The following is a 20,348-nucleotide window of genomic DNA, read 5'->3' on the forward strand; positions in this document are numbered from 1 at the left end:
GGGGTCGGCGCTAGAATGCGCGGACCATTGACGACAAAGGGACAAGGTTATCATGTGCAAGGTAAATCGACTGATATTGACCGGCCTGTTGGCATTTTGCCCTTTGCTCGCTGTTGCAGCAGAAGATCCACCTTCAGCGGCGCCGGACGTTACTATTCGCACTGACGGTGACAGAACCATTCAGGAATACCGCCAGAATGGCTTTCTGTATGCGGTTAAAATCACCCCGAAACACGGCAAACCCTATTTTCTGGTGCGCGCCGATGGTACAAGCCCCAATTTCATTCGTTCGGACCAACCGGACATGCTGATCCCGCAGTGGGAAATATTCAGCTGGTAGCACCCTACATTCACTTCAATCGTTGGCAGTCCTGATATGTCCGTTTTTACCCCACTGGCTCGGCCCGAGCTGGAAACATTTCTCGCCCCTTACGGGCTCGGCCGTCTGCTTGACTATCAGGGCATCGCTGCCGGTAGTGAAAACACCAATTACTTCATCAGTCTGGAGCAGGGCGAGTTCGTGCTGACTTTGGTCGAGCGCGGTCCGGTTCAGGAAATGCCGTTCTTCATCGAACTGCTCGACGTGCTGCATGAGGCCGATCTGCCGGTGCCTTATGCGCTGCGCACCACCGACGGTCAGGCGCTGCGCGAGCTGGCAGACAAACCGGCGCTTTTGCAGCCGCGTCTGCCAGGCAAGCACATCAGCGAGCCGAACACCCAGCACTGTGTACAGATTGGCGAGTTGCTGGCCAACCTGCATCTGGCGACCCGCGGGCAGATCGTCGAGCGCAAGACTGATCGCGGTCTGGACTGGATGCTGAGCGAGGGGCGCAATTTTCTGTCGCACTTGGGCGAGACTCAGCGAGCGCTGCTTGAAAAGAGCCTTCAGGAGATCGAGGCGTGCAAACCGCAGATCATGGCGCTGCCGCGCGCCAATCTGCATGCCGATCTGTTCCGCGACAACGTACTGTTCGAAGGGACGCACCTGACCGGGTTGATCGATTTCTACAATGCCTGCTCGGGTCCGATGTTGTACGACCTGGCGATTACCCTCAACGACTGGTGTTCCCGCGAAAACGGTCAGCTCGATGCTGTCCGCGCGCGCGCCTTGCTGGGGGCCTATGCAGGCTTGCGACCGTTCACGGCTGCGGAGTCGAAGCTCTGGGCGACCATGTTGCGTATCGCTTGTGTGCGTTTCTGGCTGTCACGTTTGATCGCCGCTGAAACCTTCGCCGGTCAGGATGTGCTGATTCATGATCCTGCGGAGTTCGAGCGCCGCCTGGCCGAGCGCCAGGAAGCGCATATTGCGTTGCCGTTTGCGCTCTGAGACCAGACCTGTCTTCGCGAGTCTGAACTAGTCGGACGGTTGACTCTCTTTCCCATGCTCCGCGTGGGAATGCAGTTGGTGACGCTCTGCGTCGCAAGAGGACGCGGAGCGTCCAGACCGGCATGCCCACGCGGAGCATGGGCACGATAGTGTTATCCCTGACGACTATCGTTCCTCACGCTCCAGCGTGGGAATGCAGTTCGTGACGCTCCGCGTCACACAGCAGTGCTGCTATGTGGGCGGTGGCAGTCAGAGACTGCTCAGGCAACCTGCCAAATCATCAGCCAGCTTCTGCAAGACTTGCTCGTAACCCTGCGCGGTGGCCGGGGTGTAGCCGCCCAGTGCATCCAGTTCGGCCAGTTTGACCGGCAGGCCGGCGCTCAGGGTTTCGGCCAGGCGCGGGCGCAGGGGTGGTTCGCTGAATACGCAGGTCTTGCCTGCAGCTTTCAGGCGTTCGCGCATGGCGGCGACGTGCTGGGCGCCGGGCTGGATCTCGGCGGCGATGGCGAATACCCCGGCGTGCTTGAGCCCATAGGCCTCTTCGAAATAATCGAAGGCTTCGTGGAATACGAAGTAAGGCTTGCCTGCCACTGTGCTGACACGCTGCTTGATACGGGCGTCCAGTGCATCGAGGCGTTTGCTGAACGCCTCGGCGTTGCTGGCGTAGCGGGCTGCGTTGGCGGGGTCGGCAGCGCTCAGGTCAGTGGCCATTTTTGCGGCGATCACCCGCGCGTTGACGGTCGACAGCCACAGGTGCGAATCGAGACTGCCGGGGCGGTGGTCGTGGTCATGTTCGTCTGCGTCGTTGTCGTGATCATGCTCGTGGTCATCATGCGAGGCGTTGTCTTCGCCAAAGTGCCGCAAGTGCATGCCCGGCAGTGTCTGTACGGCAACCGCAGGCAGTTTGCGGCCCTGAATGACGCGCGGCAGGAAGGTTTCCATGTCCGGGCCGATCCAGTAGAGCAACTCGACTTCCTGTACACGCCGTACGTCGGACGGGCGCAGCGCGTAGTTATGCGGTGAGGCGCCCGGTGGCAGAAGCACTTCCGGTGTACCGACGCCATCCTGTACAGCCGCCGCAATCAGCTGCAGAGGCTTGATGCTGGTCAGCACTCGGACCTCGGCCTGAGCAGGGGAGATGATCAGCAGGCTGACCCAGAAAACAGCAGCAAGATTTAAAAGACGGCGCACTCGAATCACTCATATCAGCCAGGAACGGGTAACATAATAACGTCTCTAGCCAATATCGTCGCTGCTCATGCCCAATACTCCCCTGGCCAGTCGCCCCCATGACCACTCTCACTGCGTGCATTCGGCCCTCGCCGAAGCCGATGCGCTGTGCGCCAAACAGGGTCTGCGCCTGACCACCTTGCGCCGTCGTGTGCTGGAACTGGTCTGGCAAAGCCACAAGCCGCTGGGTGCCTACGACATCCTTGCGGTGCTGAGTGATGAAGACGGTCGCCGTGCGGCCCCGCCAACGGTTTACCGTGCGCTGGATTTCCTCCTGGAAAACGGTCTGGTGCACCGGATTGCCTCGCTCAACGCCTTCACGGGCTGCAACCACCCCACTCATGCGCATCAGGGCCAGTTCCTGATCTGCCGCCTGTGTCATGCGGCGATCGAGCTGCAGCACCCGGCCATCAGCAATGCCGTGGTCGATGCCGCCGCAGGCGTCGGCTTCGCGGTCGAAGGCCAGACGGTCGAGATCGTCGGCGTATGCGCTGGTTGCAAGGCCGCCTGATGTCGGATGCATTGATACGTCTGGACAAGGTTGCCGTTACGCTTTCCGGACAAAACGTCCTGGATGATATCCAGTTGAGCGTCAAACCCGGCGAGATCGTCACCCTGATCGGCCCCAACGGTGCCGGCAAGACCACGCTGGTGCGTGCGGTGCTGGGGCTGCTCAAGCCTGACTCCGGGACCGTCTGGCGCAAGCCGAAACTGCGTGTCGGCTACATGCCGCAAAAGCTGCATGTGGACCAGACGCTGCCGCTGTCGGTGCTGCGTTTCCTGCGTCTGGTTCCCGGTGTGGATCGCACGGCCGCAGCGTCGGCGCTGGAAGAAGTCGGCGCCGGGAAAGTCATCGACAGCCCGATTCAGGGCATTTCCGGTGGCGAGATGCAGCGTGTTCTGCTGGCGCGTGCGTTGTTGCGCAAGCCTGAGTTGCTGGTCCTCGACGAACCGGTGCAGGGGGTCGATGTAGCGGGACAGGCCGAGCTGTACAGCCTGATTACCCGGCTGCGCGACCGCCACCGGTGCGGCGTGCTGATGGTTTCCCACGATCTGCATCTGGTCATGAGCACCACCGATCAGGTGGTGTGCCTGAACCGCCATGTCTGCTGTTCCGGGCATCCCGAGCAGGTCAGCCATGACCCGGCGTTCGTCGAACTGTTCGGCAAGAACGCACAGAGCCTGGCGATCTATCACCACCATCACGATCACGCCCACGATCTGCATGGCGCGGTGGTGAATGACGCTGCACCCCTCTCTCACACTCACGTTCACGGAGACAGCTGTAAGCATGGCTGATTTTCTACTGTATGCCTTGCTCGCAGGCGTTGCGCTGGCCGTGGTCGCTGGCCCGCTGGGATCATTCGTGGTCTGGCGGCGCATGGCGTATTTCGGCGACACACTTTCCCACGCCGCGCTGCTCGGCGTCGCGCTGGGCTTCCTGCTGGACATCAGCCCGACCATCGCGGTGACGGTCGGCTGCCTGCTGCTGGCGGTGTTGCTGGTCACGTTGCAACAGCGCCAACCGCTGGCGTCGGACACGCTGCTGGGGATTCTCGCGCCAAGCACTTTGTCGCTGGGGCTGGTGGTGCTCAGTTTCATGCACGAAGTGCGCATCGACCTGATGGCCTACCTGTTCGGCGATCTGCTGGCCATCAGCCCGGCTGATCTGGGCTGGATTCTGGGCGGCAGCACGTTGGTGCTGGTGCTGATCGTCGCGCTGTGGCGCCCACTGCTGGCAATGACCGTGCATGAAGAGCTGGCGCGGGTCGAAGGCCTGCCGGTTGCTACACTGCGCATGACCTTGATGCTGCTGATCGCCGTGGTGATCGCGGTTGCGATGAAAATCGTCGGTGTTCTGCTGATTACGTCGCTGTTGATCATCCCGGCAGCTGCGGCACAGCGTCACGCCCGTTCGCCGGAGCAAATGGCGCTGGGCGCGAGCCTGTTGGGCGTGATAGCCGTGTGTGCCGGGCTATCATTGTCCTGGTTCAAGGACACCCCTGCCGGACCGTCTATAGTGGTATCGGCTGCGGCGTTGTTCTTGCTCAGCTTTGTTCTACCCAGGCGAGCGGTGTAGACTTGCTCGTTTTTTGCGCAAACTAGAGAATCGCAGGAATGAAGCCGTTCGCCCCACGCTATCTGCTGCTTGTCGCATTTTCCATCCTGCTGGGTGCCTGCCAGAGTGCGCCCACTGTCGAGACGCCTGCCTCCGAGGCCCAGCCTGATGCATTCGCTCAGCTTGAGCAGAACATCGCCGGCAATGAGCTGGCAACGGCCGAGGACCAATTGGCGGCGTTGCAGACTGCCAATCCTGCCGACATCCGTCTGGAGCCTTTTCAGCGTCGTCTGGCCGAAGCCTATCTGAGCCGCAGTCAGATAAGCCTGCAGAAGGGCGACATGAACGCGGCGGCCTCTGCGCTGAGCCGTGCACGCGCCCTGATGCCCAAGGCACCGGCGCTGACCAGTGGCGTCAACGGCGCCATTGCCCATGCGCGCAAGGCCGAGCTGGAAAAAGCCGAAGCGGATTTGAAAGCGGCCGAAGCCAGAAGGGTTGCCAGACTGATTGACCCGTCGGCAGAAAGCACGACGATTGAGCTCAAGATCGGCGATATGCCTGCATTGCGTCGTCAACTCGACGATATCGCAGCCGATACCGTAGCGTTCAACTGTGAAGTGCTGATGGTGGTGCCGCGTACCGAAGACTATCCGTGGCTGGCTACGTTGCTGACCAAGCGGGTGGTCAAGGCCAATCCGGATTTCGAACTGCAATTGCGTCGACAGATCGAGCGCAATGAAAAAGCTCAAATCATCCTCACGCCAGCGAAGTCCTGAGTCGATCCTTGAAGGCGGACGCAGAGCGTCCAGAACTGCATTCCCACGCGGAGCGTGAGGAACGACAAGTGTTCGGGAGTATAAGCGGGCGGAGAGAGCGTCCGGAAAGGCGCTCCCACGCCGGAGCGTGGGAGCGATGTAGCAGCGTCAGATCAAGCCGGAACAGCCTTGGCTTTCGCTTCACGATCCCACACACGGTGCTGAGCAATCGCGTGGAAGAACGGCTTGAACGATGTGCTATCGGATACCTCCAGCAGGCCCGCATCTTCTTCCAGGCGTAGCAGACTCAGCAGCTCTTTGGCTTCTCCGGCAAAGGAGATGGCCTTGAGGTGCTTGTAGGCTTCGAGGATGAAGTGCAATGCCACGCCGTCGCCTTTCAGCGCTTCGATCGAAGCCTTGCCACCCGGCACGAAGACTGCGTCGAACGCGACCGAAGGCAGGCCTTCAGCCGATGCGTCCACTGGCAGGCTCTTGCCGTCAGCCGTCTTGACCGGTGCGGAGGTCGGGCCCAATACCTTGGCGTGTGCGCCCTCGGCAGTCAGCGCGGCTTTCATGGCTTCGACCGCTTTGCCGTCAACGCCGTCAGCCACGAGAATGGCAACCTTGCGCGAAACGATATCGCCAGACAGCAGGTTGACCTGGCTCAGCGCCGGCGACTCTTTTACCGAAGTCTGACGCGCAGGTACGGTACCGGCAGCCGGTGCTGGCAAGCCGAGGTTGGCGGCTACACGCTTGGCCAGATCCATATCGATGTTAGCCAGAATCTCGTTGACCTGACGGGCACGAATGTATTCGCGCTCGACCTTGCCCAACTCGAAGCTGTAGGCCGCGATGATGTGCTCTTTCTCGTGGTGGCTCATGCTCTGGAAGAACAGGGTGGCCTGCGAGAAATGATCGCCGAACGACTCGCTGCGCTCACGCACCTTGTGCGCTTCAACACGCTCAGGGTAGGTCTCGAAGCCGCCATCTACCGGGCCGGCAGGGGTTTCCTTCGGCCAGCCGCCATCGATCGAGTTCGGCTCGTAGGACGCGCGGCCCTTGTCGATAGTGGTGCGATGCTGTGCGTCACGCTGACCGTTGTGGTTCGGCGCAATCGGACGGTTGATCGGGATTTCGTGGAAGTTCGGCCCACCCAGACGGCTGATCTGCGTGTCGGTGTAGGAGAACAGGCGACCTTGCAGCAGCGGATCGTTGGAGAAATCGATACCCGGCACGATGTGGCCCGGGCAGAAGGCAACCTGCTCGGTCTCGGCAAAATAGTTGTCCGGGTTACGGTTCAGGACCATCTTGCCCAGTGGGGTAACCGGTACCAGTTCTTCCGGGATGATCTTGGTCGGATCGAGCAGGTCGAAGTCGAACTTGTGCTCGTCTTCCTCGGCAACGATCTGTACACCCAGTTCCCATTCCGGGTAGTCGCCCATCTCGATGGACTCCCACAGGTCGCGGCGGTGGAAATCGGTGTCCTTGCCGGCCAGCTTCTGCGCTTCGTCCCAGACCAGCGAGCACACGCCGAACTTGGGCTTCCAGTGGAACTTCACGAAGCTCGACTTACCTTCGGTGTTGATAAAGCGGAAGGTGTGGATGCCAAAGCCCTGCATGGTGCGCAGGCTTTTCGGGATCGCACGGTCGGACATGGTCCACAGCACCATGTGCGCGGATTCCGGCACCAGCGACACGAAGTCCCAGAAGGTGTCGTGAGCCGAGCCGCCAGTCGGGATTTCGTTGTGCGGCTCGGGTTTCACCGCGTGCACGAAGTCAGGAAACTTGATCGCGTCCTGAATGAAGAACACCGGCATGTTGTTGCCCACCAGGTCGAAGTTGCCTTCGTCGGTGTAGAGCTTGACGGCAAAGCCACGCACGTCACGCACGGTGTCGCCCGAGCCACGTGGGCCCTGAACGGTGGAGAAACGCACGAACACCGGGGTCTTCTTGCCCGGATCACGCAGGAAGCCCGCTTTACTCAGGGCGCCATGGTCTTCGTAAGTCTGGAAATAACCATGTGCTGCAGTACCGCGGGCGTGGACGATACGCTCCGGAATACGCTCATGGTCAAAGTGCGTGATCTTTTCACGCATGATGAAGTCTTCGAGCAGCGATGGGCCGCGGCTGCCGACTTTCAGGGTGTTCTGGTTATCGGAAATCTTGACGCCGTGGTTGGTGCGCAGGGCCTGCTGGGTCGCGTCCGAGCGAAACTGCTCGAGACTTTCCAGCTTTTCGTTGGTGTTGCCACGGTCCAGGGTGTCGGTACCTGCCATTTCGCTCTTGGGCGTTTCGGTTACAGGTGGTGCGTTCTTGCTAGCCATCAGAGACTCCTTATCTCGCCCCAATCATTGAGTTGGGTTCGCTGAATACGACTTCCCTGGCGTAAGCGGGAAATCACGGTATCCATGAAGTGACCGGAGCAAAAAACAGCCGTTCCTTTTATTTTCAGCATACGATCACCAACGGTCGTGTTATGCCCGTTGCGCAGGACAGCTGGTAAATAAATGCTAAGCACAGCGGGCCGGACAGGCTAAAATGCGCGCCCGGCTTTATCCGGCCGAGGTAACGAAGCAGGTGGTGCTCTAGCCACTGCGCTGATTTTTTAACGCGCCCCACAAGGTTCGCTCCGTGATCGAGTTTCATAACGTCCACAAAACCTATCGGGTGGCAGGCAAGGAAATACCGGCCCTGCACCCCACCAGCCTGCGCGTCGACAGCGGCCAGGTGTTCGGCATCATCGGCCACTCCGGCGCGGGCAAAAGTACCCTGCTGCGCCTGATCAACCGCCTGGAAACCCCCAGTGGCGGACAGATCGTGGTCGATGGCGAAGACGTCACTGCGCTCGATGCCAACGGCCTGCGCCGCTTCCGCCAACAGGTCGGGATGATCTTCCAGCACTTCAATCTGCTGGCGTCCAGAACCGTGGCCGACAACGTCGCCATGCCGCTGACCCTGGCAGGCGATATGCCGCGCAAGCAGATCGACCAGCGCGTGGCCGAATTGCTGGAACGGGTCGGGTTGTCCGATCACGCCAAGAAGTACCCGGCACAACTGTCGGGCGGCCAGAAGCAGCGCGTCGGCATCGCCCGCGCACTGGCTACCAAGCCCAAAATCCTGCTCTGCGATGAAGCCACCAGCGCGCTGGACCCGCAGACCACTGCGTCGGTTCTGCAACTGCTGGCCGAGATCAATCGCGAGCTGAAGCTGACCATCGTGCTCATTACCCATGAAATGGACGTGATTCGTCGCGTCTGCGATCAGGTGGCCGTCATGGACGCCGGGGTGATTGTCGAGCATGGCAAGGTCGCTGATGTGTTTCTGCATCCGCAGCACGCCACGACCAGGCGCTTTGTGCAGGAAGACGAGCAGATCGACGAAAACGAGCAGCGTGACGACTTCGCTCACGTTCAAGGCCGTATCGTGCGTCTGACGTTTCAGGGCGAGGCCACCTACGCGCCGTTGCTCGGCACGGTAGCGCGGGAAACCGGCGTCGATTACAGCATCCTTGCCGGTCGTATCGACCGCATCAAGGACACCCCTTACGGGCAGTTGACGCTGGCCGTCACCGGCGGCGACATGGACGCTGCCTTCGCGCGCTTCACCGCCGCTGATGTTCATATGGAGGTGCTGCGCTGATGGACGCTTTTCTGAACCTGTTTTCCAATGTCGACTGGTACGAGATCTGGGTGGCCACTGGCGACACGCTGATCATGCTCGGTGTATCGCTCGGTTTCACCATCCTGCTCGGCCTGCCGCTGGGCGTGCTGATGTTTCTCACCTCGCCGCGTCAGTTGCTGGAGCACAAGCAGCTGTATGCGACGGTCGGGGTGATCGTCAACATGCTGCGCGCGCTGCCGTTCATCATCCTGCTGATCGTGATGATGCCGTTGACCGAGATCATTACCGGTACGTCACTGGGTATCCTCGGCACCTTGCCGCCGCTGATCGCCGGCGCCACGCCGTTCTTTGCGCGTCTGGTAGAGACCGCACTGCGCGAAGTGGATCGCGGCATCATCGAAGCCACGCAGGCCATGGGCGCGACGACTCGGCAGATCATCGTCAAGGCGCTGTTGCCCGAGGCGCGCCCCGGCATTCTGGCGGCGATCACGGTGACCGCCATTGCGCTGGTGTCGTTCACGGCCATGGCCGGTGCCGTGGGCGCTGGCGGGCTGGGCGACCTGGCGATCCGTTATGGTTATCAACGATTCCAGAACGATGTGATGTTCGTGACGGTCGTATTGTTGCTGGTGCTGGTGCAGATTCTGCAGACCATCGGCGACAGACTGGTCGCGCATTTCACACATCGTTGATCGAATCCGTTGGTATTGGCCCGCCTGTGCGGGCCCAAAGGAGTTGTTGCATGAAAAAACTATTGGCCATATTCGCCGCTGTCACCGCCTTGTCCGCGCAGGCCAACGAAACCCTGACCGTCGCGGCCTCTGCCGTGCCGCACGCCGAGATCCTCGAGTTCGTCAAACCGACCCTGGCCAAAGAAGGCGTGGACCTGAACATCAAGGTCTTCAATGACTACATCCAGCCTAACGTGCAGGTGTCGCAGAACCGTATGGACGCGAACTTCTTCCAGCACCAGCCGTACCTGGATGAGTTCAACAAGGGCAAAGGCACTGATCTGGTGGCTGTGGCCAAGGTTCACATCGAGCCTTTCGGCGCTTACTCGGAGAAGTTCAAGACGCTGGCAGAGCTGCCCAATGATGCCAATGTCGCCCTGCCCAACGATGCCACCAACGAAGGCCGCGCCTTGCTGCTGCTGGCCAAGGCAGGCCTGATCACTCTGAAGGAACCGGGCAACATCCTGTCCAAGCCTTCGGATGTGGTGAATAACCCGAAAAACCTGAAATTCCGTGAACTGGAAGCGGCCACGCTGCCCCGCGTGCTGACTCAGGTCGATCTGGCGCTGATCAACACCAACTACGCCCTGAGCGCCAAGCTTGACCCGACCAAGGACGCGCTGATCCTCGAAGGTGCCGATTCGCCCTACGCGAACATTCTCGTCGCCCGCCCGGACAACAAGGATTCTGACGCGATGAAGAAGCTGGTAGCCGCCTTGCAGAGCCCGGAAGTGAAAACCTTCCTGGCCGAGAAGTACAAAGGCGCGGTGTTGCCGGCGTTCTGATCTGATCGCACCTTGCGGTTCTCGCGCCAGTGCTCTGCGTCCCTTGCGACGCAGAGCGTCGGGTGCATTCTGGAGCGCTCTATCGCTCCTACGCTCTGCGTGGTAGCGCCCTTCGGGACGCTCCGCGTCACATTGCAGCCATTACGCCTGCTTCGGGCCGCACGAGCAGGCGGAGTTGCATGCCGTGACCTCGCAAGATGGAAGACAGGCAAATCCGAAGCAGGTCTTATAGTCGCTTCGCAGCCCGTTGCAGCTGTCGTTATCTCCTGAATCTCCCACGCCCCCAGGCATAAGCCGTTTTTCGTGCCTTTTCTGATCCAAGTATGACAATGAGCACGTAAGGCGGGGACGGTGATTAAGGTGCCCTTCATCCCTGCACCGCACGCCTTGCGTAGGCCCGGGCACAGGTAGGCCTTTGATTAACCCAAGCTAATGTAAGAATTTTCCGAGTTTTGCGGATTTCACGTGGCCCTCGGATTTTTTTGCACTTCTTCTGTTAGGTTGCTTGCGCATTAGCTGTATCAAGAGTTGTCAGGGAGACGCTGAATGTTCTTTTTCCGTATGCTGCCTTCGTGGAGTGAATTGCGACAGAGGCTGGACCACGACATGGGGTATCAGCCCGGCGGCCATTTTCGGAATCATCTTAACGAACCTGCACCTTCGCGATCACTGATCATTCGTCGTTTTGACTGCGTCAGAAGGGCGTTTGTCCTTGCCGAGTGGGAGGCTGGTCGCGTATTGGTAAGGCGTTTCTCTGACCTCGACATCTCCATCATTATCAAGGACTTGATCGACGTCGTTGCGCAAATGGCCATGATTGTAGTGGGCAGTGCGTTTACGGGAGGCTTGATCGGCGCAGGCGTTGGCTCGGCTTTCTTCGGGATAGGTGCTTATCCCGGTGGTGCTCTTGGTACTGCGCTGGGATTACAGGCCAGTACGTTCATTTTGGGAGTGCTGGGTCTTAAGTCCATCGCCGAATACGTCGTCGATGGCTTCCCGCGCATCATCGGCTATTACTTGAGCGGCATTAAAACAGCATGGCGAGGACCTCGCGAGCGAGGACATAACCCGTTCATGAGTGACGATCCGTACGCCCAGAACAGCGCAACTCAAGACATTGCAAAAGGCCACGTGGAAGTAGTGATGCTGTTGCTGGGGGCGGTGGTTGAATACCTGACACGTGGCCGAGGCAACGCAGGTCTCCTCGCACAGGAAATGCGAGCCAGCCCCAAAGGAGAACGACTGGCCCAGTGGATGCTGGAGCACGAGGACGCGCTCAAGAAACGTCATGATTTGCAAAAGCCGGAGCCGCGCCGAGGCCCGTTTGATATACCGGAATCCTCTCTGCAGCAGGTAGCTGATCGCCCTGGAGCAAATGCCAATGCGATGAATCAAGCTGAACCGGAAGTCCTTGCAAAAGTTAATAGCGGCCGCAGTCCGTATTCTGAATTGAACGGTGCAATCGGAGAGGCACGTGGTTGGGCTCAAGTGATTGAGTCAGGACAAATACCTATATCAGCACCAGGCAAAGCATCGTTACCAGGCGCAGATTACATTACCTACGATCCAGCATCACGTTCAGTGATTGTTTGGGATGCAAAATACCGTGCTCCAGGCGGAAGCTATCCAGCTTCTTTACCACCTTCAAAGTTACAGGCGTGGCAGGCAGAAATCATAAGTTCTGTCAGAAACATGCCCGAGGGCCAAGCTAAAGTAGCTGCAGAAAAAGCGCTTAAGGCTGGCAGGGTTGAAGGTCGTCTATTAAAATGGCCGCAATAAGTGTGAGGCATAAGAGAATGCAAAATTGGGTATCGTTGTGCAGGATGAAAGCCGGAGAAATTATCGACGTGCGGGAGGCATCCGTTCTACCGATGGAGGACGATGCATATAAAGTTTCAGAGGAGCAATATTTATTGGTTGATGCCTCAAGTGATGATACAGATGGCAAACTTTGTTTGCTGTCTTTTTACTGGGCTGCCAGTGAGCGTGCATTTCGAAGAGCTTATTATAAAGATGTTGAAGGTGATGATAACGCTGAAGGTATGCCTCCGCCTGAATTGCTTCCGGTTGGTGCGGGCAGTACTTACAGCCAGATAAGAGAAGCTTTAGACTTCAAAGGCTCTCAGAAATTTATGGAATACGCATCTTATCGTGTAATGTCTGATGGTGCCTTTGTTCATAAGAGTTTGGAAAGCTCATCGGCTGTTTATTATTTTCGGTCGCCTACGAGTATCGATAATGAGCTGCCTTATGCCATTCTCTGGAAGCCTCACGGCGGTTGAGCTGGTCTAATCCCTTCCCAGCAACCCCGGCAATTGCTTCACCAGCTTCCTGTTGTTCAGCGGTGCGCGGATAAAGCCGCGCTGCGTGCCGTCCGGGCCGATCAGGGCCAGGTTACCGCTGTGGTCGACGAAGTAGTCAGGTTTGCTGGTGTCTGCGGGAATGAACGGGATGCTCACGGCATTGGCCAATGTCTGGATATCAGCGACAGGTGCCGTCAGGCCGATGTACTGCGGGTCGAAGTAGCCCAGGTATTGCTTGAGCTGCTGCGGTGTGTCGCGGTTCGGGTCGACGCTGACCAGCACTACCCGCATGCGCTTGACTGTCTCTTCGGGCAGCTCGGACCTGATCTGCTTGATCTGCGCCAGGGTCGTGGGGCAGATGTCCGGGCAGAAGGTGTAGCCGAAGAACATCAGCGTCCATTGGTCTTTCAAGCCATCAAGGGGCACGGCCGCGCCGTTCTGGTCGGTCATGCTCAGGGCCGGCAATTGGCGGCTTTTGGGGAGCAGGACAATACCGGCGTCGTTGAGCGCCGCCTGATCCTGTGAGCTGCGGCCAGGCAGCACCTGACTGAGAATCACACCCAGAATCAGGGCGACGATGGCGGCAGCAATGAAAACGCTTTTCTGAGTACGGGTCATGGTGTCAGTGCGAGTAGTGATCGGCGTGCGGCCGGGGATGATGGCCTATATTGCGCGCCGAGCCTAGGTCTAGGGCGTGGTGACATCGAACAGCGTATAGGCCAGCGTCAGGTGTTTTACATCGTCGGGCATGTCCCGGTCGATGATGAAGCGCACCGGCATCTCGATGCGCTCGCCCGGCAGCAATGTCTGTTGCGTGAAGCAGAAACATTCGGTCTTGTGAAACCACGCAGCCGCTTTTCCGGGTGAAATACCCGGGACGGCCTGGGCTTTCATCGGTCTGTCGGTCGGGTTCTGCGCGATGAAGATCATCTCGTTGACCGTGCCGGGATGGACCTGCATCTGGCTGGTCTGTGGATAAAACGCCCAGGTCATCCCGGCAACGTTGCTGGCGGTGAACTGCACTTCGACCTGACGCGAAGCGTCCTCACCCGGCAGGGCATTGTCATGTCCGGTCAGCACGCCATAGAGCGACGGCAATGCCAATCCACCTATCAGCATGATCACTATTAAGCACGTCAAACGCAGGAAGAGCCGTTTGGACAAAAGAGGCTGGCTCATGCGTGGCTCACTTTTTTATGTCGGACAGCGTGTCGAAAGAGCTGCGGGCGACTTCAGAGTAGCCTGCTTATTCAAAACGCGAGCTGCAGCGCGCCCGCATGGCCGGGCACGGCAGCGGTATATAGCCAATGTATCTAAATGTGAGTCACATATAGCAAAACCGTCTTAGGCATTTAGTTAAGCAAGCTAACGTATGACTTTCCATCAACCAACCACGGGGCCTGACGCCTCCAGGAGTCCCAGCAGCCATGAATACCGCCGCATTGCGCGAGCAGATACAACTAGCCCATCAACATGAGGCCCGGACCGGCCACTTGCTGCAACAGTTGGCACAAAAGCTCCCACATCTCCATCCTGCCATCCACCTGCCGGAAGTCGATGCGAAAGATGTTCTGGCGCGCTTCGTCACGGCCTACATCGATCTGGTACCCGATCTGCTGGACGCAGCTCATGAGGTCGCGCTGGAAGCCGGGATCGAAGGTCAGATAAAGCCGGTGCTGAAAATCGCCGAGCATTTTTTCGCGGCCCCACCTTCCATCATGGATGGGCATGAAGGCCTGGAAAGCCTGCTGGACGAGGCTTATCTGGCCCACCGGTTGGTCGAGGAAGTGAATGACCTGTACATCAAGCATTTCGGTCAGCCGCTGATACCGTCAAATACCACGGTTGCCAGCGTGATTGCCCACCAGTTGATCGGCGAGCAATTTGCCAACCAGCTGGACGAAGCGGTTCACCATGCCGTCGACGAGTTGCTTGATGAAGAGAGTTTCGCGCTGGACTCGGTCGAGGCCTACCGCGAGAAGCTGATCAGCCCTGAAACAGGAGCGGCCTGGCAGCGCTGGCCAAGCCTGTCACGGCAATTGGGCGTCGGCCTGGAGCTGGAGCGCTCCGCGGTCTGATTCAGAGGCCCGAATCACTGTCTTCGCCGGCAATGGAAGGAGCCGGATATCGCTCCGCTGCTACGCGAAGACCCATCCGGCTCCCATGTTTCCAGAGCTGTGATAACAGGGTGGCGACTATCAGGCTGCGCCCGAGCCGATCCCCGTTGTGGTGTAGATCCGCCCTTCAAGACGACGCTTCAAGCCCCGCGGTTCGATAAGCAACCGGGTGCCATGAGCGGCATTGGAACGACCCCATTCTTCCAGCAGTTCCAGACACGAGTGGTCGATGTAGGACAGATTGCCCAACGGCACATGCACCGTGCTGCCCTGTGGGATAGTGCCCAGTGCCTGAGTCAGCGCCGGTACCTTGAGGAAGGTTGCGGCACCGACCAGACGCAGCTCGAATTCCTTCTCGCCCGCCAGTTCGACCACATTGATCTTCAGACGCGAAGCCTTGAACGCAAGCTTCACCAGGGTCAGGCCGAAACCGACCAGTACACCGGTCAGCAGGTCGGTGAAGATGATCGCCACAGCAGTCGCCGCATACGTGAACATCGGCATCCGGCCATAGCGGCCCAGACCACGAAATGCCTTCAGGTCGACCAGCTTCAGACCGGTGTAGACCAGCACGCCGGCCAGACTCGCGACCGGAATGCTTTGCAGCACGCTCGACAGCAGCAATACGAACGCCAGCAGCCACAGGCCGTGGAAGATCGTCGAGAAGCGCGTGGTGGCACCGGCCTGGACGTTGGCCGAACTGCGTACGATAACGCCGGTCATCGGCAATGCACCGAGCACGCCGCAGAGCATATTGCCCACACCTTGAGCGCTGAGCTCCTTGTCGAAGTCCGAACGCTGGCCACTGTGCATGCGGTCGACCGCCGAGGCAGAAAGCAGCGTCTCGGCACTGGCGATGAACGCTACGACGATAGCGGCCACCAGAATGGCAGGGTCGGCCAGGTTCATCAGGTCAGCCGGGCGAAGCCAGTCGATGGCGTCGGCCAGGTTGTCAGGCACTTCGACACGCTTGACCTGCAAGGCCATGAACAGACTGATACCGGTTGCGATACCCACGCCCAGCAGTGCGCCGGGTACGAAGCGCAAAGACTGCGGACGGAGTTTTTCCCAGCCCCACATGATCAGCATGGTGCCCAGACCGAGCATACCGGCCTGCATGCCGGTGCCTGGCCCGAAGGCCTGGATCAGTGTGGACGGGAAGGCGATCAGATTGTCCAGCCCGGAGGGTTTGGGACCGCTGTCGAACATCACGTGTGCCTGTGACAGTACGATCAACACGCCGATACCGGCGAGCATGCCATAGACCACCGCAGGTGCCGTGACCCGGAACCAGCAACCAAGCTTGAATCGACCTGCCAGCAGCTGAAGCAATCCGGCGAGTACCAGGATAGGACCCAGCATGGCCATGCCGTGCTCGCGTACCACTTCAAAAACCAGTACTGCCAGACCGGCTGCGGGACCGCTGACCTGCAACGGCGAACCGGCTATCCAGCCGACTATCAGCCCGCCCACGATGCCGGTGATCAGACCCTTGGCCGGAGGCATGCCGGATGCAATGGCGATCCCCATGCACAGCGGCAGGGCGACCAGGAACACGACCACGGAAGCGAGCAGCTCCCGTGGTAAAGCGGTTTTCAATGCTGTAATACCCATGACGCTTCTCCGGGATTCTTCAGACGAGGCAAGACGGGCGACGCGCATCCTGCGCAGCCGCCATCAGCTGATAAAGAAGGGCTTGCCGTCAGTCGGACTGGTGATCAGTCGGCTGAAAAGCGTGCTTTCGGTGAAGCCATCGGCGTCGGTCCCGTACCGTCGAGCGGTATGAAACGATCGAGCTCGGCGTCATAAGCCAGGATCTCGCTGGTTTCGATGCTGTAGACCCAGCCATGAATGAACAATTGGCCGCTGGCCATTTTCGCTGCGACCGAAGGGTGGGTGCGCAGGTGTTGCAACTGGGAAATCACGTTTTCCTGAGTCAGGACCTGCATGGTTTCCAGTTCGCCGCTGCAGCTGCAGTTCTGCTCGACCACCGTGCGGGCAACCTCGGCATGGCGCAACCAGGCTTTTACCGTAGGCATCTTGTCCAGGCTGTCAGGGTTGAGCACTGCGCGCATGGCGCCGCAGTCAGAGTGTCCGCAAACGATGATGTGCTGCACGCCCAGTGCAACCACTGCGTATTCCAGAGCGGTGGACACGCCGCCGTTCATCTGGCCATACGGCGGTACGACGTTGCCGACGTTACGCGTCACGAACAGGTCGCCCGGGGAGCTTTGGGTAATCAATTCGGGCACGATGCGCGAGTCGGCGCAGGTGATGAACATGGCCCGTGGCGACTGGGCGGTCGCCAGCTTCTTGAACAGTTCTTCCTGCTGGGGGAAGACCTCTTTACGGAAATGTACAAAGCCATCGACGATATGTTTCAACGCTACGTCGGCGCTGTCTGAATGGCTTGATGTGCTGGACGACGTAGCCGAATGCTGTTTACCGATGTCTGTCATGTCTTCATCCTCTCTGACGAATTGATGTGGATTCTTCATGCCTGTTTGACCAGAGCCGGATGTGATCCCTCTCTGAAGGGCATCACGAACAAATCCCTTGAGCGCTATCGCTGATGACACTCCGAGTTACAGACTAATCGCCGAAGCTTAAACGAAACTGAATGCGATGGCTCTGGGACGCGGGTTTGCACGATAGTACCAAGTTCGTCACAGCAGCGACATTTGCCCTCCCGGCGGACAAAACGCATCGCAATCGAGTGCAAATCCACCCCGTTTGTTCAATCCGAGCCGTTTGATCGCCAGGGCATAGCGTTGAGCCAGCAGGTCGGCAAACGGTCCTTCGCCGCGCATTCGAGAACCAAACGTGCTGTCGTACAGGGCTCCGCCGCGACTTTGACGAATCAGACTCATGACATGCTCGGCGCGTTGCGGGTAATGCGTCTTCAGCCACTCGTCGAACAGCGGCGCGACTTCCAGCGGCAGGCGCAACATCACGTAGCTGGCGCTCAGGGCGCCTGCAGCCTTCGCTTCGCTCAGCAGTGCCTCCAGCTCGCTGTCATTGATCATCGGGATCATCGGCGCACACAGCACACCGACCGGGACACCCGCCTGGCGCAATACCCGAATGGCCCGCAGGCGAGCCTTGGGCGCCGCAGCTCTGGGCTCGAGGATACATTTGAGTTCGTCATCCAGTGTGGTCAGGCTGATGAACACCGACACCAGCCGTAGCCTGGCCATCTCTGCCAGCAGATCCAGATCGCGCAGGATCAGCGAGCCTTTGGTAATGATGCTGACCGGATGCCGATAGCGCAGTAACACTTCAAGCGTCGCCCGGGTGATGCGGTACTCACGTTCGATCGGCTGGTAGGGGTCGGTGTTGGCCCCGAGGGTGATGGGCGCGCAGCGGTAGCCGGGCTTGGACAGCTGCTGCTCGAGCAGCGCCGCCGCGTTGGTCTTGGCGATCAGCTTGGTCTCGAAGTCCAGGCCGGGCGACATGTCCCAGTAGGCGTGGCTGGGTCTGGCGAAACAATAGATGCAGCCGTGCTCGCAGCCCCGGTAAGGGTTGATCGACCTGTCAAAGGGGATATCCGGCGAGCTGTTGCGGGTAATGATGCTTTTGGCTGTTTCGCTGGTGACCTGGGTGCCTTGCGTAAGCGGCACTTCCTGATACCAGCCATCATCTTCGGCCACCGACTGACTGGGTGCGAAGCGGTTATGCGGATTGCTGGCAGTACCTCGGCCACGAACCGGATAGGGGCTGGACATCGGGCATTACTCATATACTGTTCATACATACAGTACAGTATAAAGCCTGGATGAATCACCATGGCCGGCCTGCAAAACACCGCCCGCCTGACGGGCGGTGCCTTGGGCAGGCAGGGCGCCGATCAGGCATCGCCCTCGTGGGTCAGTTCCAGCACGCGGTCAACCAGCTTGTTGATGCCCGAGGCCGCCTCGCTGATGCTCTTGGCGACCATGTAGGCAGGTGTGCTGACCAGTTTTCGGGCTTCGTCCTCGACGATATCATCGACGGCGCATTCCGCATGGCTGCCGCCCATTTTGGTGATGGCCGCAGCGGTTTCAGGGTCGTTGCCGATGGTGCAGGTAACGCCGGGGCCATAGATCTTGGCCGCGAGTGCCGGGGTGATGCAGATCAGCCCGACCGGTTTGCCGGCTTCGGCAAACGCCTCGGCGAGCTCCAGCAGTCCGGCTTCGACCTGGCAGGCCGGGCCTTGCAGGGCAAGGTCGGAAAGATTCTTTGCCGAGCCAAAACCGCCCGGGATGATCAGGGCGTCAAAGTCTTCGGCATTTGCTTCGCGGATGTCCTTCACTTCGCCGCGTGCAATGCGCGCAGACTCGACCAGCACATTGCGCGACTCGGGCATTTCCTCACCGGTCAGGTGATTGACCACATGATGCTGAGTGATGTCGGGCGCAAAGCACTGAACCTGCGCACCGCGCTGATCCAGACGCAGCAGGGTGAGGACGCTTTCGTGAATCTCGGCACCGTCGTAGACGCCACAGCCGGAGAGGATTACAGCCACTTTTTTCTGCATCGATTTCGGCTCCTTTTGCTCGATCAACCTGAGGCTTGTTTTAATTTGTCTGTTCAGTTGATCGCTTAACGGGCCGAGTGTTCAGTTCAGGCATTGCTGGTTGTGCAAAGGTGCATGGGGAGGGCGGTGGTCGCGCTTTCGCCGAGCGAGGCCTGTCAGCCTGCGCTCGGGAGGGGGACTGAGCGTTTATTCGTCGGATTTTTTCGTCAGGTCGACGGGCACGGTGATCGGCTCCTCCAGGTCGGAGGCCGCTGCCGATGCGCAGAAGCGGCTCCTTTCTTCACGCTCTTCACGGGCGATACGGGCGTTCTTGATGCGTCGGCGTATCCACAGGGCCAGCCCCAGCAGTATCAGTGCGCCCAGCACCCAGAGTTCATATTTCTTGACGTTGCCCAGCAAGCCTTCGAGCACCGCGCCGAAATGGTAGGCAGCTGAACCCAGCGCTGCGGCCCAGACAGCCGCGCCGATACCGTTCAGCAGGAGATAACGCCCGGGGGGATAGCCCGACAGGCCGATGGCCACAGGCATGACCGTTCGCAGGCCGTACACGAAGCGGAAGCCCAACACCCAGATGTCCGGGTGCTTGCGGACCAGCCGCAGCGCCTTGTCGCCCATGAGTTGCCAGCGAGGTTTGCGCGCCAGGAGCTTGCGGCCATGCTTGCGCCCCATGAAATACCACAACTGGTCACCCGCATAACTGCCAAAAAAGGCTACGAGGATGACGATGTTGAGGTCCATGTATCCGCGAAACGCCAGAAATCCGGCAAGAACCAGAATGGTCTCGCCTTCAAAAAAGGTGCCGAGGAACAGGGCGAAGTAGCCGAATTCGTTCAAGAAATTCTGGAGCATTGTCTGGATGCTGGCGAAATGAACGCGCAGCCTAACGCGCCCAAGGCAATCATGA

General features: G+C 59.3%; 21 protein-coding genes. 12 read left to right on the forward strand and 9 right to left on the reverse strand.

From position 1 onward, the window contains the following. Positions 1–52: 52 nt before the first annotated feature. Together KBY02_RS17775 and KBY02_RS17780 are read left to right on the forward strand one after the other, a co-directional pair. Positions 53–340, forward strand: a complete 288-nt coding sequence (locus tag KBY02_RS17775; RefSeq protein ID WP_003397794.1) for a DUF2782 domain-containing protein — start codon at positions 53–55, stop codon at positions 338–340. 36 nt (positions 341–376) lie between these two features. Next, the gene (locus tag KBY02_RS17780; protein ID WP_011266290.1) at positions 377–1,327 is read left to right on the forward strand and encodes a homoserine kinase; all 951 of its coding nucleotides are present in this window, start codon (positions 377–379) and stop codon (positions 1,325–1,327) included. A gap of 249 nt (positions 1,328–1,576) precedes the next feature. Here KBY02_RS17780 and znuA read toward each other — a convergent pair whose 3' ends face one another. After that, the gene (gene znuA, locus KBY02_RS17785; protein ID WP_024643072.1) at positions 1,577–2,518 is read right to left on the reverse strand and encodes a zinc ABC transporter substrate-binding protein ZnuA; all 942 of its coding nucleotides are present in this window, start codon (positions 2,516–2,518) and stop codon (positions 1,577–1,579) included. Between the two features lie 67 nt (positions 2,519–2,585). Between znuA and KBY02_RS17790 the strand changes: the two genes are divergently transcribed. The 4 genes from KBY02_RS17790 to KBY02_RS17805 are packed head-to-tail and all read left to right on the forward strand — an operon-like array spanning position 2,586 to position 5,392. Continuing rightward, positions 2,586–3,068 (forward strand): Fur family transcriptional regulator, encoded by a 483-nt coding sequence (locus tag KBY02_RS17790; protein WP_003425978.1) that lies wholly within the window; start codon positions 2,586–2,588, stop codon positions 3,066–3,068. Beyond that, positions 3,068–3,856 carry a zinc ABC transporter ATP-binding protein ZnuC gene (znuC, locus tag KBY02_RS17795; protein ID WP_011266293.1) on the forward strand — a complete coding sequence of 263 codons (789 nt, stop codon included), beginning with the start codon at positions 3,068–3,070 and terminating at the stop codon, positions 3,854–3,856. Before KBY02_RS17790 ends, znuC begins: the two co-directional genes overlap by 1 nt. Next, positions 3,849–4,637: a zinc ABC transporter permease subunit ZnuB gene (gene znuB, locus KBY02_RS17800; RefSeq protein ID WP_003341611.1), complete on the forward strand. Its 789-nt coding sequence runs from the start codon at positions 3,849–3,851 to the stop codon at positions 4,635–4,637. The genes znuC and znuB overlap by 8 nt, the downstream gene beginning before the upstream one ends. 38 nt (positions 4,638–4,675) lie before the next feature. Next, positions 4,676–5,392 (forward strand): PA5502 family lipoprotein, encoded by a 717-nt coding sequence (locus KBY02_RS17805; RefSeq protein ID WP_024643073.1) that lies wholly within the window; start codon positions 4,676–4,678, stop codon positions 5,390–5,392. A gap of 152 nt (positions 5,393–5,544) precedes the next feature. Here the strand turns inward: KBY02_RS17805 and katE are convergent, their stop codons facing one another. Further along, positions 5,545–7,695: a catalase HPII gene (gene katE, locus KBY02_RS17810; protein ID WP_011266295.1), complete on the reverse strand. Its 2,151-nt coding sequence runs from the start codon at positions 7,693–7,695 to the stop codon at positions 5,545–5,547. Positions 7,696–8,002: 307 nt separating this feature from the next. On the opposite strand from katE, the gene KBY02_RS17815 reads away from it, so the two are divergent. The 5 genes from KBY02_RS17815 to KBY02_RS17835 all read left to right on the forward strand — a co-directional run bounded on the left by KBY02_RS17815 (position 8,003) and on the right by KBY02_RS17835 (position 12,790). Continuing rightward, complete coding sequence (locus KBY02_RS17815; RefSeq protein WP_011266296.1) at positions 8,003–9,010, forward strand: methionine ABC transporter ATP-binding protein; 1,008 nt, start codon at positions 8,003–8,005, stop codon at positions 9,008–9,010. Beyond that, the gene (locus tag KBY02_RS17820) at positions 9,010–9,684 is read left to right on the forward strand and encodes a methionine ABC transporter permease (protein ID WP_003317371.1); all 675 of its coding nucleotides are present in this window, start codon (positions 9,010–9,012) and stop codon (positions 9,682–9,684) included. Before KBY02_RS17815 ends, KBY02_RS17820 begins: the two co-directional genes overlap by 1 nt. A 50-nt stretch (positions 9,685–9,734) precedes the next feature. Beyond that, positions 9,735–10,508, forward strand: coding sequence for a MetQ/NlpA family ABC transporter substrate-binding protein (locus tag KBY02_RS17825; RefSeq protein WP_003403866.1), 774 nt, complete (start codon positions 9,735–9,737; stop codon positions 10,506–10,508). Between the two features lie 546 nt (positions 10,509–11,054). Further along, positions 11,055–12,287: a DUF6861 domain-containing protein gene (locus KBY02_RS17830; protein ID WP_225650663.1), complete on the forward strand. Its 1,233-nt coding sequence runs from the start codon at positions 11,055–11,057 to the stop codon at positions 12,285–12,287. Positions 12,288–12,304: 17 nt separating this feature from the next. Beyond that, positions 12,305–12,790, forward strand: coding sequence for a hypothetical protein (locus tag KBY02_RS17835; protein WP_080267181.1), 486 nt, complete (start codon positions 12,305–12,307; stop codon positions 12,788–12,790). Between the two features lie 6 nt (positions 12,791–12,796). On the opposite strand, the gene KBY02_RS17840 is transcribed toward KBY02_RS17835, so the two are convergent. Next, positions 12,797–13,429 carry an SCO family protein gene (locus tag KBY02_RS17840; RefSeq protein WP_024652634.1) on the reverse strand — a complete coding sequence of 211 codons (633 nt, stop codon included), beginning with the start codon at positions 13,427–13,429 and terminating at the stop codon, positions 12,797–12,799. Positions 13,430–13,498: 69 nt separating this feature from the next. Next, a complete protein-coding gene (locus tag KBY02_RS17845; protein WP_024652633.1) occupies positions 13,499–13,990 on the reverse strand; it encodes a cytochrome c oxidase assembly protein in 492 nt (163 codons plus the stop codon). 248 nt (positions 13,991–14,238) lie between these two features. Between KBY02_RS17845 and KBY02_RS17850 the strand changes: the two genes are divergently transcribed. Then, positions 14,239–14,889, forward strand: coding sequence for a hypothetical protein (locus tag KBY02_RS17850; protein ID WP_011266299.1), 651 nt, complete (start codon positions 14,239–14,241; stop codon positions 14,887–14,889). Positions 14,890–15,009: 120 nt separating this feature from the next. On the opposite strand, the gene KBY02_RS17855 is transcribed toward KBY02_RS17850, so the two are convergent. The 5 genes from KBY02_RS17855 to KBY02_RS17875 all read right to left on the reverse strand — a co-directional run bounded on the left by KBY02_RS17855 (position 15,010) and on the right by KBY02_RS17875 (position 20,293). Then, entirely contained in the window at positions 15,010–16,542 is a 1,533-nt protein-coding gene (locus tag KBY02_RS17855; protein ID WP_003403858.1) for a SulP family inorganic anion transporter, read from the reverse strand. Between the two features lie 104 nt (positions 16,543–16,646). Beyond that, entirely contained in the window at positions 16,647–17,387 is a 741-nt protein-coding gene (locus KBY02_RS17860) for a carbonic anhydrase (protein ID WP_003414103.1), read from the reverse strand. 207 nt (positions 17,388–17,594) lie between these two features. Further along, positions 17,595–18,653 (reverse strand): PA0069 family radical SAM protein, encoded by a 1,059-nt coding sequence (locus KBY02_RS17865; protein ID WP_003403854.1) that lies wholly within the window; start codon positions 18,651–18,653, stop codon positions 17,595–17,597. Between the two features lie 122 nt (positions 18,654–18,775). Next, positions 18,776–19,444, reverse strand: a complete 669-nt coding sequence (gene elbB, locus KBY02_RS17870; protein WP_003403852.1) for an isoprenoid biosynthesis glyoxalase ElbB — start codon at positions 19,442–19,444, stop codon at positions 18,776–18,778. 186 nt (positions 19,445–19,630) lie between these two features. Further along, positions 19,631–20,293 carry a DedA family protein gene (locus tag KBY02_RS17875; RefSeq protein WP_011266302.1) on the reverse strand — a complete coding sequence of 221 codons (663 nt, stop codon included), beginning with the start codon at positions 20,291–20,293 and terminating at the stop codon, positions 19,631–19,633. Positions 20,294–20,348 lie beyond the last annotated feature (55 nt).

The organism is Pseudomonas sp. P129 (assembly GCF_020312195.1).
GTDB classification, from domain to species: Bacteria; Pseudomonadota; Gammaproteobacteria; order Pseudomonadales; family Pseudomonadaceae; genus Aquipseudomonas; species Aquipseudomonas fragariae.